The organism is Thermodesulforhabdaceae bacterium, from assembly GCA_037482015.1.
Classification (GTDB): Bacteria; Desulfobacterota; Syntrophobacteria; order Syntrophobacterales; family Thermodesulforhabdaceae; genus JAOACS01.
The window spans coordinates 121598-138916 of record JBBFKT010000006.1 but is presented as its reverse complement, the minus strand read 5'-3'; the positions used below and the strand labels follow the sequence as shown (position 1 = coordinate 138916).

Genomic DNA, 17319 nt, shown 5'->3' with positions numbered 1-17319 from the left:
TTGGCTGTCACTCTGAACGAAGCGACGCTTCCCGGTTATTTTCTTATTCTTCTTCTTGCTCTTCCAAAACAACTCTGCCCTTGTAGGTTCCGCAAGCAGGGCAGATTCTGTGTGGGAGTTTCGTCTCTTTACACTTCGGGCAAATGGAAGCAGCGGGAGCGTCAAGCCCATCGTGAGATCTACGGTTGTTTCGTCTAGATCTAGAAGTTTTTCTTTTTGGAACACCCATGTTTTTTTATCTCCTTCCATGTTTGAATTTTAGGTTATGAATGAGCCGCAGGAAGTAAATTTTTTCGCTGTAGCAACACAGCGAAGGGGGAAGATGACATCTTCCTGCAAGTGCATGATTCCCTATTAAGATTGGCTCCACATTGTGGACACAACCCCTTACAGTTTTCGGAGCACAGTAGAACCTGCGGAAGTGAAAGGAAAATTTCTTCAGCGATGATCAAATCAACATCGATTTCCTCGCCGTCGAAAAATTCTTCCTCCAGTCTCTCATTTTCCAATTCCACTTCTTCATCTTCTACTAACGTATCTATTTGAGTTTTGTTGAAAAGAAAAGTTTCCAAAGAAAGGTTCAGGTGCCAGTGGAAATGGTCGAGGCATCGGTGGCAGGTCATGGTTAACGTCCCGCGAACCGATCCTGAGACGTGGATACATTTAGCCCGTTTTTCAAATGTTACCTGAACATCTAAAGGCTCAACAAAATCAATCTCATAAGGATCGTTTGGAGCCATAAAAACATCAAGGCTTGTCTTGCTCCAGGCAAAAGACAAGCTAATTCCCTGATCTGGTATATCACTAACTCTTAACTTCATGATATCTCCTTTTCCTCTCAGCAGTAACTTGTTGAGTATAAAAACATAAAACATTCTGTCAAGCCTGCTGGAGGGGCTAACTACAAATTCATCTTATCTTCAACACCAAATTTTCGAACAGACTCTATCTCCCTTGACTATTTTAAATCAAAGGATATATTAAAAACGACTCCTAAATGTTTTTGGATCGCTTTTTAAGGGGGCGATCTGGGTTCGACGGGGGTCAAGAGGCTTATGTAGCATGCCGAGCGTCCTGGCAGCTCGCTAAAATTGCTGGGGTTAAACATAAACGCAGCAGACGATTACGCCTACGCTGCAGCCGCCTAAGACCGGCTGCCGTTCCTCCGGCAATCTCCCGCTGAGCCGGGAAGGGACGTCGGGATGCGGGATAGCTTAGAGAAGGAGCCTGTAATTCTCTAAGCGAAACATCTGCAGGCTAGATTCCTCAGGCTTTCGCTCAGGTGGAGCCGAGAAATCGAAATGAATCACCTGGGATAAGCATGTAGAAGCATAAGTTGAAGGCTCTCGGACGCGGGTTCGATTCCCGCCGCCTCCACCAAATTAAAAAGCCCGTCCTAGAAAATCTGCAAACTCTAAAAAATGTTTAGCTAGTAAGCGACTCAATATATGGTTCGCCACCAGAGATAAAATGTAGGGGCGACCGATCGGTCGCCCCTACTTATTGGTGCGCCCGGCATGGACGTGCTCTTGGAGGTGAGAGTCCTCCCTTGAGATTAAATGGGCGACGCATGCGTCGCCCCTACATGCGCCTGAAAGGGTCACGGTGGCAAGTCGGAACGAGAAGTCAGCAGAGACCGTAGTAACTGCTTGCAGAGGCAACCACAAGAGGTCGCCCCTGCACTTCTCGAACCGCCCGGTGCGGACCAGCAAGCCTGGTGGTGAGGGAGGGAATTGGTCAAACTGACCGCCTCTATCCCAATTGTCAAAGAAACCCTGCATGGGGAAAACTTCTGAATGCCCTTATTTTTAGAGCACGTTTCAACGTGGCTCCTATTACAGTTAGGACTTTCGGTATCTATTCGGGTAGAATGTATCTATTACAATATAGTTAAAATCCCGAAAAATCATCATCCAAAGGAATTACATCTTCCGGTTTTACTTCTTTCCCTGTTTGTTTTTGCAATGAAGCCTTCTTTTTTTCAGTCGCACCGGACATCCTATCAGTAAAAGGAGCCTGATACTTTGCTACTTTCTGGGGCTTAGTCGCTGCTCTAGGAGTTTGCTCTTCAATAAGCTTTTCTTTTCGCAAATCCATAGAAATTCCTGCAAAGTTTGCAATTTTAATGACTTGCGAGGCAAGAAGCTGGCTTTGAGCGTCGAGTTCTTCAGAAACGGCGGCAAGCTCTTCGGCTCTTGATGCATTATCCTGAACAACTTGATTCAATTCGTTAATGGCCTGATTTAGCTGATCCACGCCCTTGCTTTGCTCTTCCGCACCATCTCGAATTTCCTTTACTATATCGGTTACTTTCTTAGCATCTTCTCCCATTTTGTAGAAAAGCTTAAGGCTTTCCTGAGTCAGTTCATCCACCCGCCTAACTGCCTCCACAACTGTTTCGATGACGTGCTGTGTTTCTTTTGATGCTTCAGCAGCTCTCATGGCAAGACTGCGAACTTCTTCAGCGACCACGGCAAATCCCGCACCGGCTTCCCCTGCTCGAGCCGCCTCTACCGCTGCGTTCAAAGCGAGCAGATTGGTTTGAAAGGCGATCTCATCGATATGCTTTATAATTTTCACGGCTGATTCGCTGTTTGTTACCACCTGCTTTAAAGCTTCGGCGCTCTGACGGAGAGCCTTGTGGCTTGCTTTCATGCTCGACGCCGTAAGGTCTGAAAGTCTGTTTAACTCCCTTATGTTTTCCACTGTCATCCGCAGCTGAGATGCCATCTCTTCTGATGCGGCACTACTTTCTTCAATTGCCGCCGCCTGCCGTGCAGAACCATCAGCCAAATTCGAGCTGGCAGAAGCAAGTTGAGAAGAACCGCTCAGAATTTGCTTTGACGCCTCGTTTAGTTCGTTCAGTCCTTGATAAAGTGTTTTCACGGTTGACCTGTAAGTCCAGAAGGAAAATAAAAGAATTACAGCAATTATAAACACACCCCCAGCTAAAGAGCCGGCAAGAATACTTCTAGCTTTCCTAGCGAACTGTTCAGAAATTTTCTCACTGCTCTTGACCGCCGACTGTATTACATCGTCCGTCTGGGATATAAAATCCGTCCACACTTTGAAGAAATGTTTAGGCTCGACAGTAAAATTGCCACTCTGAGCTTCTCTTAGAATCTTCCTTGATAAGTCTTCCGCCGTCTTAAACGCGTTTCCCGAAACAACCGACTGAAATTTTGCCATAACATCTCCAGGAAGAACGATCAGTGGCGATTTAAGAAGGGATTCCACATTACCAAACCACATAAGTAATAAAGACAATTCATCTTCAGAAAGAGGCTTTCCTCTGGCTATGAGACCGGAACCAAATCCACGAAGTTTTCCAGCATTTTCTTTGGCAAGCTCAAGTACTTGAACACTCACCATTATTTTGCCGACACCACCAGCCGTCTTAGCCTGTGAACAAGCGCCTTCAACAGCAAGAAGCTTGTCAACAATATCGGTGTATCGGAAAAATACACTTTGCATCTCCTTTTTTGCATCAACTTCAGACCTGACATTTTCAATCAATTTTGGAATTTCTCCAGCTTGTCTTGAAACCTCAGAGGCGATTTTTCCTTTAGATAATGCAAACGTAAAGCTTTTCAGAGCTTCATCTGTTGCAGATCTTACACTTTTGACTTCTTCAGCAGAGGCTCCACCGCTCAGGAAGGTAGCGCTCATGCCTCTTTCTTTCTGGACGCAGGTTATAAGGTTTGATGTTTTTGCCAGCAGATTGACATTATCGATCTGGAGTTTAGCAACTGAATAATCAGTTATGATCGAATAAACTATCCATGCGGAAAGTAAAATAACCACGCAAACAGGAATAATTCCCATCATTATCATTCTGGTTTTCAGGTTCATAAGGAATACCTCCTGTATTTGTGAGAAACAACATAACTGGCCGAAAAAACTTCAAAAGTTTCCCCTACGCTGGATTATGGGCAGGTGTTTATTGATAACAAAACCAAGCTTGATAATGCCACAACTCAAAAAGGCTTGTCAAAAAAAAATACCCGGATAATTTTCCCAGAGCGAGCAATCACATGCTCATTCAACTAAATTATCCTGAAATTTTTCATTTTCTTCCACAGGGTAATTCGACTTATACCTAGGCGGCGAGCGGCTTCTGACCGATTGCCACCGGTTTCTTTTAAGACATTCAGAATAGTCTCTTTATCGAGAGCCAGAACACGGCTGGATCCGTTTTTCCTAATTGCGGCATGTTTTACACCTTCCAATGACCCCATTCCGTGCATATTTTCAAAACTTGGAGGAAGGTGGCGAATCATAATTTGCCCACCGGGACAAACCACGAAGGCATATTCCAGCACGTTGATAAGCTCTCGAACATTACCGGGCCAGTGGTATTCCATAAGGCGAGCCAGAGCATCGTGGCTTATCCCTGTTATATCTTTTCCTGTCTTTAAACACAGCCTCGATGCAAAGTGATCCACAAGCAAAGGAATGTCTTCCTTGCGTTCCCTGAGTGGTGGCAGCATAATAGGAATAACGGCTATTCTGTAGTAGAAATCATCTCTAAATCGTCCCTGTTCGATGAGCACTTTAAGGTTTTTGTTGGTTGCTGAAATAATTCTAACATCCACGGCTATAGGACGATGATCTCCTACACGTTCAATCTCCTTTTCCTGAAGCACTCGCAAAAGCTTAACTTGAGTCCCTAAAGGGATGTCGCCAATCTCATCCAGAAAGATACTCCCGCGGTGAGCAGCCTCAAATCGACCGACGCGAGTCCTGTCTGCCCCCGTAAAAGCCCCTTTAACGTGCCCAAAAAGTTCGCTCTCTAAAAGGTGTTCGTTCAAAGCAGCACAGTTTACTTTTATGTAAGGACCAAATCGCCTGGAACTTAAACGATGAATCGCCGCTGCGACCAATTCTTTTCCCGTTCCGCTTTCTCCATAGATAATAACCGGCGCATCAGAACTGGCTGCGCTTACAATCAATTCAAAGACTCTCTGTATGCTGGGATGCTTACCAATTATTCCTTCAAAACCATCCTCCCGGTTTAGATGACGCCGCAGTCTTGCAATTTCTTCTTCTTTGGCAACTGATTCTCGAAGATCCGTAAGAGTTTCCACGCCTCCAACAATCTGCCCTTTGTCATCTTTAAGCACTACCGCGTTTTTCAAAACAGGTAGCGGCTCACCGTTTTTTCTTTTCATCGTGCACCGACATCTTCTTACCTGTTGTTCCATAAAAAGAGCACAATGCTTTGTTCCCCCTTTTCGGATGGCTTCTAGGCAAGTATCGCATTCTAGTATCTGGCAGGATTTCCCAATGAGTTCCTCCTTCCTGTAACCACTCATTTCTTCCAGGGCTCTGTTGACAAACACAATTTTCCCATCCACATCAACCACCATAAGCCCGTCCATCATGGTGTTAACTATCGTCTGCCAATACTTATCGCGATCCAGCTTAAACATTAGATTTCTCCTTTAATGTTAACTTAATATGTTAACTTTGTCGGCTGGAAACATTAATATGTTAACAAAGAAACAGGTTGTAAACAACCTTCATCCCAGGATGTTTTGACCGCAATTTATTGTCCAATCTGAAAGTCGGGCTATTTCGAAAAAGGAACACTACCTGGCACAATCCTTGCCCAAAGTTATGAGCGAACAGATGATGCGAAGAATAAAAAAACGTAACACAGAGGAGGAACCATCATGGATCTTGGCAACGTAAAACCAGCAGCGGTTGTTGATGCTCGAGGCAGTGCCTGTCCGGGTCCCCTTCTTGAAGCCAAAAAAGCCATAGGGAAGGTTAAAGTTGGCGAAGTGCTTGAAATTCTTTCAAGTGACCCCGGCACCAAAAACGATATCCCCGTGTGGGCAAAGAAAGCCGGTCATGAGTATCTCGGTCATGTTTCAGCAGACGGCTACGAACGAATCTTTGTAATGCGAAAAAAATAGGGTTGCTTATGAATTCTCCCAGCCAGGCAGGGAAAATCCTTATTCTGGCAACAGAAGCTTGCGCTTATCCCGGTGCGGATGCAGTAGGACAGGCTCACGCAAGTTATCCAGCTAACACTTACATCTTGAAGGTTAAAGCGCCAGTGATGTTTCCTGAAAAGTTCTATCTCGACTGCTTCGAAAAAGGCATCTGGGGCATCATTGTTATGAGTTGCGGCGTGGAATGCCCATACGAAGGGGCTTATGAAGCTCTCGCCAGAAGAATCGACCGAGTTTATCAACTCATGAAAGTTCGAGGATTGGACATACGCCGCCTAAGACTTACTTCCATCTGCACGGTGTGCATTCGAGCCTTCCTGAACGAAGTGAACCAGATGGCCGAAATCGTTAAAGAACTGGGACCGCCAGGTAGTGAGAGAATACTCTCAGAGGCAAGCGGTGGTGCTGGAAGCGAGGGAGGAAGCTAATGAAAGACCACCGGATCTTAAACTTTGATGTTGTGGTTATCGGAGGCGGTATTGCCGGACTTCAAGCCGCTTTAGACATCGCCGATCAGGGACATTCAGTAGCGCTAGTTGAAAAGGATACATCTATTGGTGGCGCCATGATAAAACTTTCTAAGGTTTTCCCCACCCTGGACTGCGCAAGCTGTATAACTACACCAAAGATGGCTGCGGCGGCTCATCACGGTAGAATAAAGCTTTTTACCTACTGCGAACTTCAAAAGCTCGAAAAGAAAAAAGATAGGCTAATACATGCTACCGTGTTGAAAAAAGCTCGCTATGTTGATGAAGAAAAATGCATAGGATGCCGTAAATGCGAATATGCCTGTCCTGTTTTTATGCCTGACTCATATCAAGGAAACTTTGCAGCGACGAAAGCGATTTCCGTTCCTTTTTCCAATGCAATTCCGCAAATCGCCGTGTTGAATCCGGATTACTGTATGTTGTGTGGTAGATGCTATTCGGTTTGCCCAACAGATGCCATAGTTTATGATCAAAAGTCGGAAACGTTCATCATTGAAGCGATTGCTGCCGTTGTGACTACGGGATTTTCCACTATTACAATTGATGAGGTCCCTCAATATGGAAAAGGAAGCATTCGCAATGTTATAAGCGCTCTTCAGATGGAACGCCTTCTGGCGCCTCATGGTCCCTATAATCGAGTCCTGCGTCCTTCCGATGGAAAAGAACCCGATTCGGTAGCCTTTATTCAATGCGTAGGGTCAAGAGACCTAAGTTTTGGTATCCCTTACTGCTCCCGAGTCTGCTGCATGTATGCAATCAAACAGGCTATGCTTGTTTCCGGTGCTTTGCCCCTTGCGGATATCACAATTTATTTCATGGACATAAGAGCTTTCGGGAAAAATTACGAGCAGTTTTACCAGAACGCCAGAGCCATGGGCATCCAATTTGTAAGAGCAAAAGTGGCGTGGCTGGAGCAGGGTGACGACGACTCAGTTATTGTTCACTATGAAGATCAACTAAACGGCGGTGTAACAACAGCTCAACATGATCTTGTGGTGCTGGCTTTAGGAAAAATCCCGTCCTGGGTTCCCGTTTCGAATTCTTCTCTTGCCACAGGATCTGATCATTTTCTGATCGGACCTGATCCATTAGCTGTGCCTACAAAAACTCACGAAGACGGCATCTTTGCAGCCGGGGCAGCTCTGGGAATGAAAGACATTGTGGATAGCATTGCTGAGGCGAGCGCTGCAGCAATGCAGGCGGCAAATTACATAAAAGCAGCAAAAGCCAGAGAGATTGAGCCTGGCAGCGTAAAAATGCCAGGTTAAGGGACCAGGAGGGGTGTTTTAATGTGCGAGAGAAAGGATTTGCCAAGAGTTGGAGTCTATATCTGTCACTGTGGAGGAAACATATCTGACCATGTGGATGTAGAGGCACTGAGAGTTCGAGTAAAAAGCCTTCCTGGGGTTACCATTGCAAGAGATCACTCTTTCATGTGTTCGGATCCGGGACAGGAGCTTATTCTAAAGGATTTGCAGGAAGGAAAAATCGACAGAGTGGTGATAGCTTCTTGCTCTCCCAGCCTCCACGAAGCGACCTTCAGGAGCGTGTTAGTTCAAGCCGGAGTCAATCCATATCTTTACGAGCATGCCAATATTCGTGAACAGGTAAGCTGGGTGCATCATGGCGAAGCAGCCACTCGCAAAGCCTTTTCTCTCATAGCTGCCGCCACCGAAAAGGCAAGGCTTCTTGAGCCGCTTGAACCTATCCGGATCGAAGCGACAGCTCATGCCACCGTCATAGGAGGGGGCGTTGCCGGCATGAGGGCGGCTCTCGATCTTGCCAATCAGGGCATTGCCGTAGCGCTTATCGAAAAAACTCCATTCTTGGGGGGGCGAGTCGCCTCGCTAGATCATCTTGCTCCTGCAGGGGAGTCCGCCCCGGATTTGATTCTCAGGCTAGCCAGAAGTATTGCTTCTCACCCGCTCATCTCCGTTTATACCTGCGCTCGAGTAATTGGATTTGATGGCTATGTCGGGAATTTTTCCCTGACAGTTGAAATTACTCCACCGGCTGATTTGGCAGGATACTGTGCGCCTGGGAAGGATCTTAACAAGCTTTCTGAATGTGTAACCTCTGTCCCTTCTAAAGGAGTTCTTATCGGCAAAATATCTCGGGAGCATTCTCTGGAAAAAATCAAAACGGGAGCCATTATTCTTGCAACCGGATTTAAGCCTTACACGCCTTATAAGGGCGAATATGGCTATGGTGAATTTCCGGAAGTAATTACTCTGCCCCAGCTTATTGAAATTCTCAGGAACGGCTGTGGCTGCGGATCGACTCTCTTTTTATCAGGACGCCCGATAAGAAGCATGGTCATTATTCACTGCGTGGGGAGTCGTCAAATTCCAGGGGTTCACGATGAAGGTGAACGGGGATACTTAAATGAGTATTGCTCCCGAGTTTGCTGTTCAGCATCTCTTAATGCGGCTTTAAGGATTAGAGAGCGTTATCCCGGGACAAAGGTTTTTGAGCTTTACCGCGATATTCGGACCTACGGTCGCTGGCAAGAAGATTTGTATCGGAATGCTTCTCACAACAAGGTGGTTTTCATAAGATTTGAACCGGAAGATCCTCCTGTGGTGGAACGCCCGTCGGATGTTTCACCAATGCCTCTAGTTGTTCGAGTCAAAGATACGCTGACTTTTGGGGAAGAAGTGTCTATTCCTGCCGATCTGGTTGTGCTCGCCGTTGGCATGGAACCAAACGACATAAACGACCTCATAAATCTTATGAAACTTCCCGTGGGATCCGATAGATTTTTACTGGAAGTCCATCCGAAACTTCGTCCTGTTGAACTTCGCACGGAGGGTATCTTTTTAGCCGGAACATGTCAGGCGCCAATGGATGTTGGGGAATCCTGCAACGCCGCATCGGCTGCGGCTTCTAAGGCAGCTATCCTCCTTGGTAAAGGCTATGTAGAACTCGATCCATTTGTTGCAGAGGTTGATCCAGAAAAGTGCGAAGGAACCGGTGCCTGTGTGGAAGCCTGTCTTAGAAAAGGGGCAATTGAACTTGTTGAAGAAGAGCGAGACGGCAGGATTGTGCGTAAAGCTCGTGTAATTCCGGCACTCTGTCTTGGTTGTGGAGCCTGCGTGGCGGTATGCCCAACGGGGGCGATTCAGGTAAGAGGAGCCACCCTTTACCAGTATGAAGCCATGGTGGATGCGATTGTTTCAAGTGATGCGGTGTAGAAAAGAGGGGAGAAGCAGGCAATGACGGAAAAGAAAAGTGAAAACCAGAGCAGGAAAAGTTTACCCGAAGCTATTAAACGAGTAAGGCTCGAGCGAGAAAAAACTGTTAAGCGGGTGAAGGAACTTGTGAAAGAGCAGAGTCGCAAAATTTCAGCTATCAAATCGGCATTAAAAGATGGGTCTAAAACCGTGCCGGAAATTGCCGAAGTTTCAGGTATTCCTTCCCATGAAGTTCTCTGGTGGGTGGCTTCTCTTAAAAAGTATGGGGTCGTAGTGGAACATGAAAAACGAGGCTCCTATTTTGCTTACAGGGTGGTTCAAAATGATGGACAAGAATAAGCTGGAACAACAAATAACGGTGGATTGCTCCTTCATGAAAGAACTTGAACGGTTCGGACTGGACAAAGCATACGATTGTTTCAACTGTGGCACCTGTGTGGCAGTTTGTCCGCTGGGAGCGGATCATTTCCCAAGAGAAATTATTCGTTACGCTCAACTTGGGGCTAAAGGGAAAATCATAGAAAAAGCATACGAACTCTGGCGATGCCTCCACTGCGGATTGTGTATTCATACCTGTCCCAGGGGCGCAGATCCGGGGGAACTTATTATGGGGCTCCGCCGTTATATGATTCATCTCTGGAGGAAACAAAATCATGTATGATCCAAGGGTCATTGTTGATTTAATCGGGCGTAATGTGGGTAATACCGGTAATCCCTTTGCCGTTTTGCCCTCAGCTATCAACCGATGGTGGAAAAATCTGAAAATCCCCAGAGATGGCGATACCATCCTGGTTACCGGACTCATGATTCAGTTCCTTCCCCTGATCAGAAAAGTCACCAGAATCATGGAACAATTTGAAGACACTCCCAGGGCTTCGTGGATAAAATACAGCAGTCTGGTGCCCATACCATTTATTCAGCTTGGATCTTTTGTGGCTCTTTCTAACAGAAAACTTGCTTCGTCTGAAAAACTGTTACGAAATATTGTGGAATTACTACAACTTTCAGGAATTCGTTTTGCCTACCGTCCCGAACTGGATCTTTACAGCGGGATTTTGCTCTATGACCTGGGCGATGAAGAAGGCTTTGTAGATCATGCCAGTCGAGTCAGTGATAAGCTGGCAAATGACGGTATTAAAACCATCATCACCATTGATCCTCACACAACTTACGCTTTTAAGGTGCTCTATCCCAAATATGTCGGTTCCAGCTTTAATGTTTACACCTACATGGAACTTCTCAGGCTTCGGGGAGATGGTTTCAAGGGATTGCGGGTTACATTACATGATCCCTGTTTCTTTGGTAGATATTTGAACCTTTCCCATGTTCCAAGGCGTTTACTAACCGACTTAGGAGTTGAAGTGCTGGATGTGCAGCAGTCCGGAACGTTTACTCACTGCTGTGGAGGTCCCGCCGAATCGGTTTCGCCAAAGCTTTCCAGGGAGATAGCATCAAAACGACTGAAACAACTCAGCAGCACGGGAGCGCAGATTATTACAATGTGCCCTGTATGTTTTGAGAATCTTAAAAGGGCTGGAGGCGAAGTTGAGGATTTAGGGGAATTTTTAAGGCGTTACGCAGAACAATAACAGGAGGAGAAGCGTTATGGCTGACGAAAAGATTGTTTACATTGCAACTCATGCTGGTGAAGATCCAGAAAGAGCCACATTTCCTTTTATGATGGCTAACGCGGCTCAGGCGATGGACGTGGAAGCCGTTATAGTGCTCCAGGGAACAGGCGTCTATCTGGCTAAAAAGGGTTATGCTGACCACATTCATGCATCGGGACTGCCGCCGCTTAAACAACTAATTGAAAGCTTCTTGCAACAAGGGGGAAAAATCCTTGTCTGCACTCCCTGTGTTAAGGAACGAAAAATTGAGGAAAAAGATCTTATAGAGGGCACAACACTTATCGCCGGTGCCACTCTTACTCAGGAGATTCTTTCGGCTAAGGCAACACTGGTGTATTAATCTCAACAAAATAAGGAGGTGATGTCGTGGCTCAAAAACTTTTGTTTATAATCTCTAAAGGACTGGAAAAAGCAGGTGGAGCGACCAGATCTTTTCAATTCGCAGCACTTGCGGCTGAAAGTGGTAACAATGTAGAAGTTTTTCTAATAGACGACGCTATTCACTGGGCTCAGGTAGGGATGGCTGAAGGTATTTACGCGCCAACAGGGGAACGCATGAAGGATTTTATTGACAGACTCATTTCCCTAAAAGCCCCCATCTATGTTTGTAAAGCCTGTGCTGATAAACGCCTTATAGGTCCAGAGGATATAATCCAGGGAGCCGAAATTGCCGGTGCTCCTGTGCTTGTCGCCAAAATGGCAGATCCCGACTATAAGGTCTTCACTTTCTGACAAACATTAGAGGGATGGCTGTGTTGGATGGCTATCCCTCTTTAGAATAAGATACGCTTCCGCTACCCACTGTCTGGTTATTGATTTTTAACTCAGAACCTTTCTTGACATTGCTGCTTAAGCAAAGACAATTTTCTCGCGCCATTCCTTCACGTGTTTTGTAGCATTACGAGTGTCAATCACCAGTTGAGCGTTTTTTACAATCCACTGATAGTCGTATGCAGAATGATCTGTCACTATGACCACCGCATCAAAAGATTTTAGGGATTCTTCTGTGAGTTCCGTCGAAACCAGATCAAAGCGATATTTTCTTGTTGGTTTAAGGCGGGGGATGAATGGGTCATTGTAAGCTACTCTTGCTCCTCGCTCCATTAAAAGTTCCATAAGGGGATAAGCGGGAGATTCTCTGTCGTCGTCCACATCTTTTTTGTAAGCAACCCCTAGTATAAGTATAGAGCTTCCCTTGAGGCATTTCCCATGGTCGTTAAGTGCTTCCGTAATACGCTGGAGAACATAATTGGGCATTGCCACGTTGATTTCACCGGCAAGCTCGATGAATCTAGCCGTAAGATTATATTCTCTTGCTTTCCAGGAAAGATAAAAAGGATCTATAGGGATACAATGCCCACCAAGCCCAGGTCCCGGATAGAAGGGGGTAAAACCGAAGGGTTTTGTGGCGGCAGCGTCTATCACCTCCCAGATGTTGATATTCATCCGCTGAGCAATCATTTTCATTTCGTTAACAAGAGCTATGTTGACACTCCGGTAGATATTTTCGAGAAGTTTGGCAAATTCGGCGACCTTAGGTGATGAAACGGGGACTACTCGAACTGTTACGGTCTCATAAAATGTTTTAGCCACTTCGAGGCATGCATCGGTTACTCCCCCAACTATTTTGGGTGTGTTGGCTGTATTGTAATGAGGATTTCCGGGATCTTCTCTTTCCGGTGAAAAAGCAAGAAAAAAATCTTCTCCCACCTTAAGCCCCTTTCTTTCCAGAATAGGGAGAAGAACTTCCTCGGTTGTTCCGGGATAGGTGGTGCTTTCTAGCGATATTAACTGACCGGGGCGAAGTGTTCTGGATATGCTCTCGGTGGTTGCAATTACAAACCTGAGATCCGGTTCTCGATGTCTTGTAAGGGGCGTGGGAACGCAAACAATCACGCAGTCCGGTTCGGATAGTCTATCCAGTTCCCAGGTTGCCTGTAATTTACCTTCCGCTACAAACTTCCCAATGGCTTCTTCTGAAACGTGTTTGATGTAGCTTTTCCCTGCCAGAATGTTTTCAACCTTTGTTTTGTCTATGTCAAATCCAAGCACGGAAAAACCTGCTTGAATACAATGTATAGCCAGAGGAAGCCCTACATATCCAAGACCTACTATGCCGACCTTAGCAGATCTACTTTTTATTTTGTCTATCAGCGACGTCTCGTTCAATTGTTCCCCCTTCTTTTTAATTCAAGGTTTTACTTTACAGGTCCGAGAAAAATTTTTACTCTCTTTTCACAGGAAGCAAAAGCGTTAATTGTCCCTCGGTTGCAGGAGGGGACACGTCTCGGTAGCAGAGTTAAACCAAAAACAACAAGGAGGGAACCATGCCTGAGTTTGGACACCCCTTTTCAGGTCTTGCAAGCGACAGAAAATTAACGAAGGAAGAACTGATCAGAGCCATAAGATTCCTTATTGCAGCGGAATACGAAGCCGTGCAGCTTTACATGCAATTGGCCGAATCAACTGATGACTCGCTGGCTAAAGAAGTGCTGAAGGATATTGCTGATGAAGAACGAGTGCATGCGGGAGAATTTTTAAGACTACTCAAGCATCTTGATCCTGAAGAAGAATCTTTCTACGCCAAAGGAGCCGAAGAAGTCGAAGAGATTATGCAGAAGCTCGGTATCGCCAAAAAGTAGAGACATGCAAAGGGAGCAAGTTATGGATCAAAGATTATTGAAGAGCCTTCACAAAGTTATCTTGCTCATCGTTGCCTTATTACTGGTTGGATGTCACGGCGGTAAGGAAGGCAAGGAGGAAAAGATGGTAAAGCAGGTTATTCCTTACGAAGCTAAGGATTTTTCTTACCTGATAGGAATGCCGGGACTCAGCGAAACAGCTCTAAAACTTCATTTCGCTCTTTATCAGGGTTATGTGAACAACACAAATCGTCTTCTGGACGAATTAAAAGCTCTTGCCGAACAGGGACAGTCCAACACACCTCAGTATGCGGAATTGAAACGCAGGTTTGCTTTCGAATTTGACGGAATGAAACTCCATGAACTGTTTTTCGAAAATCTCGGGATCACTCCATCGGCTCCTGATCCAAAGAGTGCATTTTACAAGGCAGTTGAAGCTAACTTCGGAAGCTTTGACTCATGGCAGAACGATTTTATCGCTACGGCTCAAATGAGAGGCATAGGCTGGGCGGTTTTGTTTTATGATTCTTCCACGGGTCGCCTTATGAATGCATGGATTAACGAACACCACAGCGGGCTTCTTGCTCAATGTGTTCCCTTGCTGGTATTGGATGTCTTTGAACATGCCTTTATCGTGGACTATCAACTCGATCGCCCGTCCTACATCAAAGCAATGCTCCAGCAAATAGACTGGAAAGTGGTGGAAGCAAGGTTTGAGGGAAAACCAGTGCAGAAGGGAAAACCAGTGACTAAATAAACTGGTTTGACAAACTTTATATACCAGGAGAGGTGAGAAGGGACCAATGGTAGATTACGATTACATTGTTGAATCCCTAAAAAAACAGCGAGAGCGTCTCGTTCAGGATTACAGCGAGGAAGGGTTTATAGCCCATACTAATCTTTTGGAAATATCCATTATCTCTCTTTACAACCGACTTGCAAACATGCTGGAAGCCTCTTCAGATAATTTCCGGTCTGATAGTGCCGTGATCGCCCTTGGTGATTTTGGAAGAGGTTTTGTGGGACCACAACAGGAAGTGCATCTTGCCTTTGTTGTAACGCCAGGGCTTTTTGATTTAAGGGAATGGTTTCAGGAAATCGTCAAGCCTCTTGAAGAAGCCGGCTGGAAGGTAAGGTGGGATGTTTTTACAGCCGAAGATTTCATCAATAGGGCGGCTCAGAATTATGAGTTCTTAAAAGATGCAATTTCCATGCGGTATGTATCCGGCAATCGTGTATTTGCTGATGAACTGGAAGGACTATTCAGAAAACAGATTCAGGATCGAGGGACGACGATTATCGGGGAGTGCAAAAGAGCATGGGTGGACCGTTTCGAGCAGGCGACGCAAGCGGAAGACTGGCTGGAACCCGATATTGTTAGATTTTCCGGCGGACTCGACGACATCCGGTGCATGAGAACTGCTCTTATGCTACTTGGCATGGTGCGGATGGATGAAGCTGTAAAAGAAGGTATTCTAAAAAGGCAGGAAATAGATCGACTGCAGCAGGCAGAACGTTTCTATCTCAGGATACTTAATGCTGCTCAGAATTCTTCCCTCTCCTACAGTCTGCAGGAGGAAATTGCTTCAAAACTTGGCTACAGTGGGCGAGCGGATTTTCTGCCGGTTGATGTCTTTATGCAGGAAGTCTATCGCTCTTTTCATGATGTCAGCCGAATTTGCCAGATTTTCTGGCAGGTCATAGAAGAAAAAACCGATGCAAAGAAAGAAGACAAACCTGCTCCAAGAGAAGTCCACCCTGGAGTGTTTATAAAAGAAGGAGCTCTCGATGTGGATTTCCAGATTTTCCAGCTCACCCCTGTAAACTTTATACGCATTTTCCGGTTGGCTAGCCAATACGGCGTGCCGGTAGGGGCGAATACTCTCCGTCACCTTAGCGATCATGTAAACATTCTGGAAGTTTCCTCGGGAGACAGATCAGTTGCAGAAGAACTTCTTCTTATGATTCATTCCGATTCTTCAAGGCTCCTTTCTTTTCGTCAATTTCACGACATGGGCTTTCTTTCAGCTCTTATTCCCGAATGGAACGCCACAGTAGGACTTTCTCAACACGACTTTTTCCATGCTTTTCCCTTTCATGAACACGCCTTAAGAACCCTGCAGGAAGTTAAAAAGGTATTTCGCGGAGATTACGCTAAAGAAGAACCCGAATTAACGAGAGTGGGCAGCAGAATAAGCGACCCAAGATGGCTTTATCTTGCTGCCCTTCTTCACGACATCGGAAAGAGCGGTGGAAGAGAGCATGCTCTGAGAGGCGGGGAAATGATTCCACCCATTGCAAGGCGGCTTGGGCTTCTTCCAGAAGAAAGCGATATGGTGCAGTTTCTTGTTGCTCAGCATACTCTTCTTATGGACAGCGCATCCATGAGAGATATTGGCGATGAGGGCATGCTTTCCCAGTGTAGCCTGATTATTGGGAATCCCGTTAGGTTGGATCTTCTTCTTATTTTGACTTTCGCTGATCTTAAAGCAACGGGTCCCGTGGCTTTTGAAAAATGGCAGAGAAGCCCGATTATCTTCTTGCACGATCGGCTGGCTCAAATCATAGAAAAGGGAGAACCCAACCCACGGCTTATCCAGGATCGGATCGCTCAGATTTTAAAACTTGTGAAAGAAAAAGTTTCGGATCTTATGGATGAAGCTCAGCTCAAAAGCCAGCTTGAGGAGATTTCCCCAAGGTATCTTCTTTCCATGACCCCCGAAGATATTGCGGAACATCTTAGACTTGAATGGAGCTTCTTTAATTCTCAGGAACCTTTCGTGTGGCGGGTTGTGCCTCGATCTCTCGGCAAATACGGTGGGATGGAAAAGGGCTGGAATCTTACGGTTGTAAGTAAAATGACCCCTGGCTTGCTTTTCAAAGTAGCCGGACTTCTGACTCTACACAATTTGGGTATTATTTCTGCTCAGGTCTTCGTAAAGAAAAACGACGTTATGATTCTGGACTTTCAGTGCGTTTCGAGAACAGTTGGAGTTGAAACTAACTGGGATAACATCAGTAGCGATCTTAAACGCCTTGTTGAACATAAACTTGCTCTGGATTACAGGATGGCTCAGAGAGCAGTTTTTCCCAGAGGGTTCCGATCTGTAAAAACCGAAATCGTGGTGGATAACGATTCTTCGGAAGATTACACCATACTGGAGGTTTATACAAAGGATCGACCTGGACTTCTTTACCTCATCACAAGAACACTGGCTGGATTTGAGATTAGAGTCTATGTTGCAAAGATTACGACAAGAGGCGATCAGGTGGCAGATGTGTTTTACGTGAAAGATCACCTGGGTAATAAGTTAAGTGACCCGGAACAAATTGAAGAAATCAAAGATGCATTGACCTTCTGGCTGGATAAAGCTTCTGGAATGGGCTTGTAATAGTTAATGATT

17 protein-coding genes and 1 other RNA gene are annotated in these 17319 nt (G+C 45.7%); 13 read left to right on the top strand and 5 right to left on the bottom strand.

The genetic code is table 11. The features are described from left to right. Positions 1-43: 43 nt before the first annotated feature. Both rpmF and WHS38_08655 read right to left on the bottom strand, forming a co-directional pair. The gene (rpmF, locus tag WHS38_08660) at positions 44-229 is read right to left on the bottom strand and encodes a 50S ribosomal protein L32 (GenBank protein ID MEJ5301045.1); all 186 of its coding nucleotides are present in this window, start codon (positions 227-229) and stop codon (positions 44-46) included. A gap of 34 nt (positions 230-263) precedes the next feature. Beyond that, entirely contained in the window at positions 264-821 is a 558-nt protein-coding gene (locus tag WHS38_08655; GenBank protein ID MEJ5301044.1) for a DUF177 domain-containing protein, read from the bottom strand. A gap of 198 nt (positions 822-1019) precedes the next feature. On the opposite strand from WHS38_08655, the gene ssrA reads away from it, so the two are divergent. After that, positions 1020-1380: a transfer-messenger RNA gene (gene ssrA, locus WHS38_08650) on the top strand. A gap of 510 nt (positions 1381-1890) precedes the next feature. Here the strand turns inward: ssrA and WHS38_08645 are convergent. After that, positions 1891-3852: a methyl-accepting chemotaxis protein gene (locus tag WHS38_08645; GenBank protein ID MEJ5301043.1), complete on the bottom strand. Its 1962-nt coding sequence runs from the start codon at positions 3850-3852 to the stop codon at positions 1891-1893. 194 nt (positions 3853-4046) lie between these two features. After that, positions 4047-5432: a sigma 54-interacting transcriptional regulator gene (locus WHS38_08640; GenBank protein MEJ5301042.1), complete on the bottom strand. Its 1386-nt coding sequence runs from the start codon at positions 5430-5432 to the stop codon at positions 4047-4049. A 243-nt stretch (positions 5433-5675) separates the two neighbouring features. Here WHS38_08640 and WHS38_08635 point away from each other — a divergent pair, with 243 nt between their 5' ends. From WHS38_08635 to WHS38_08595, 9 genes are read left to right on the top strand one after another with little or no spacing between them, the layout of a single operon-like run. Continuing rightward, positions 5676-5921: a sulfurtransferase TusA family protein gene (locus WHS38_08635; GenBank protein ID MEJ5301041.1), complete on the top strand. Its 246-nt coding sequence runs from the start codon at positions 5676-5678 to the stop codon at positions 5919-5921. Positions 5922-5929: 8 nt separating this feature from the next. Further along, positions 5930-6388, top strand: coding sequence for a hydrogenase iron-sulfur subunit (locus WHS38_08630; protein ID MEJ5301040.1), 459 nt, complete (start codon positions 5930-5932; stop codon positions 6386-6388). Beyond that, positions 6388-7716: an FAD-dependent oxidoreductase gene (locus tag WHS38_08625; GenBank protein MEJ5301039.1), complete on the top strand. Its 1329-nt coding sequence runs from the start codon at positions 6388-6390 to the stop codon at positions 7714-7716. The genes WHS38_08630 and WHS38_08625 overlap by 1 nt, the downstream gene beginning before the upstream one ends. A 21-nt stretch (positions 7717-7737) precedes the next feature. After that, complete coding sequence (locus tag WHS38_08620; GenBank protein MEJ5301038.1) at positions 7738-9642, top strand: CoB--CoM heterodisulfide reductase iron-sulfur subunit A family protein; 1905 nt, start codon at positions 7738-7740, stop codon at positions 9640-9642. A gap of 21 nt (positions 9643-9663) precedes the next feature. Beyond that, entirely contained in the window at positions 9664-9981 is a 318-nt protein-coding gene (locus tag WHS38_08615; GenBank protein MEJ5301037.1) for a hypothetical protein, read from the top strand. Then, positions 9965-10303, top strand: a complete 339-nt coding sequence (locus WHS38_08610) for a 4Fe-4S dicluster domain-containing protein (protein ID MEJ5301036.1) — start codon at positions 9965-9967, stop codon at positions 10301-10303. The genes WHS38_08615 and WHS38_08610 overlap by 17 nt, the downstream gene beginning before the upstream one ends. Continuing rightward, on the top strand, positions 10296-11231 hold the full coding sequence (locus tag WHS38_08605) for a (Fe-S)-binding protein (GenBank protein ID MEJ5301035.1): 936 nt from the start codon (positions 10296-10298) through the stop codon (positions 11229-11231). The genes WHS38_08610 and WHS38_08605 overlap by 8 nt, the downstream gene beginning before the upstream one ends. A 16-nt stretch (positions 11232-11247) precedes the next feature. Next, positions 11248-11613, top strand: a complete 366-nt coding sequence (locus WHS38_08600; protein MEJ5301034.1) for a DsrE family protein — start codon at positions 11248-11250, stop codon at positions 11611-11613. Between the two features lie 26 nt (positions 11614-11639). Next, positions 11640-12005: a DsrE family protein gene (locus tag WHS38_08595; GenBank protein MEJ5301033.1), complete on the top strand. Its 366-nt coding sequence runs from the start codon at positions 11640-11642 to the stop codon at positions 12003-12005. Between the two features lie 117 nt (positions 12006-12122). On the opposite strand, the gene WHS38_08590 is transcribed toward WHS38_08595, so the two are convergent. Further along, positions 12123-13442 carry a nucleotide sugar dehydrogenase gene (locus tag WHS38_08590; GenBank protein MEJ5301032.1) on the bottom strand — a complete coding sequence of 440 codons (1320 nt, stop codon included), beginning with the start codon at positions 13440-13442 and terminating at the stop codon, positions 12123-12125. Between the two features lie 158 nt (positions 13443-13600). Between WHS38_08590 and WHS38_08585 the strand changes: the two genes are divergently transcribed. Genes WHS38_08585 through WHS38_08575 form a run of 3 tightly spaced genes read left to right on the top strand, consistent with a single transcriptional unit; the run spans position 13601 to position 17307 of the window. Further along, positions 13601-13915 carry a ferritin family protein gene (locus WHS38_08585; GenBank protein MEJ5301031.1) on the top strand — a complete coding sequence of 105 codons (315 nt, stop codon included), beginning with the start codon at positions 13601-13603 and terminating at the stop codon, positions 13913-13915. 22 nt (positions 13916-13937) lie between these two features. Next, complete coding sequence (locus WHS38_08580; protein MEJ5301030.1) at positions 13938-14672, top strand: Fe-Mn family superoxide dismutase; 735 nt, start codon at positions 13938-13940, stop codon at positions 14670-14672. Between the two features lie 46 nt (positions 14673-14718). Beyond that, a complete protein-coding gene (locus WHS38_08575) occupies positions 14719-17307 on the top strand; it encodes an HD domain-containing protein (GenBank protein ID MEJ5301029.1) in 2589 nt (862 codons plus the stop codon). Positions 17308-17319 lie beyond the last annotated feature (12 nt).

Bases quoted from the DNA above. Each gene is read 5' to 3' on its own strand.
- rpmF (MEJ5301045.1), bottom strand. From the start codon at position 229: ATGGGTGTTCCAAAAAGAAAAACTTCTAGATCTAGACGAAACAACCGT.
- WHS38_08655 (MEJ5301044.1), bottom strand. From the start codon at position 821: ATGAAGTTAAGAGTTAGTGATATACCAGATCAGGGAATTAGCTTGTCT.
- WHS38_08645 (MEJ5301043.1), bottom strand. From the start codon at position 3,852: ATGAACCTGAAAACCAGAATGATAATGATGGGAATTATTCCTGTTTGC.
- WHS38_08640 (MEJ5301042.1), bottom strand. From the start codon at position 5,432: ATGTTTAAGCTGGATCGCGATAAGTATTGGCAGACGATAGTTAACACC.
- WHS38_08635 (MEJ5301041.1), top strand. From the start codon at position 5,676: ATGGATCTTGGCAACGTAAAACCAGCAGCGGTTGTTGATGCTCGAGGC.
- WHS38_08630 (MEJ5301040.1), top strand. From the start codon at position 5,930: ATGAATTCTCCCAGCCAGGCAGGGAAAATCCTTATTCTGGCAACAGAA.
- WHS38_08625 (MEJ5301039.1), top strand. From the start codon at position 6,388: ATGAAAGACCACCGGATCTTAAACTTTGATGTTGTGGTTATCGGAGGC.
- WHS38_08620 (MEJ5301038.1), top strand. From the start codon at position 7,738: ATGTGCGAGAGAAAGGATTTGCCAAGAGTTGGAGTCTATATCTGTCAC.
- WHS38_08615 (MEJ5301037.1), top strand. From the start codon at position 9,664: ATGACGGAAAAGAAAAGTGAAAACCAGAGCAGGAAAAGTTTACCCGAA.
- WHS38_08610 (MEJ5301036.1), top strand. From the start codon at position 9,965: ATGATGGACAAGAATAAGCTGGAACAACAAATAACGGTGGATTGCTCC.
- WHS38_08605 (MEJ5301035.1), top strand. From the start codon at position 10,296: ATGTATGATCCAAGGGTCATTGTTGATTTAATCGGGCGTAATGTGGGT.
- WHS38_08600 (MEJ5301034.1), top strand. From the start codon at position 11,248: ATGGCTGACGAAAAGATTGTTTACATTGCAACTCATGCTGGTGAAGAT.
- WHS38_08585 (MEJ5301031.1), top strand. From the start codon at position 13,601: ATGCCTGAGTTTGGACACCCCTTTTCAGGTCTTGCAAGCGACAGAAAA.
- WHS38_08580 (MEJ5301030.1), top strand. From the start codon at position 13,938: ATGGATCAAAGATTATTGAAGAGCCTTCACAAAGTTATCTTGCTCATC.
- WHS38_08575 (MEJ5301029.1), top strand. From the start codon at position 14,719: ATGGTAGATTACGATTACATTGTTGAATCCCTAAAAAAACAGCGAGAG.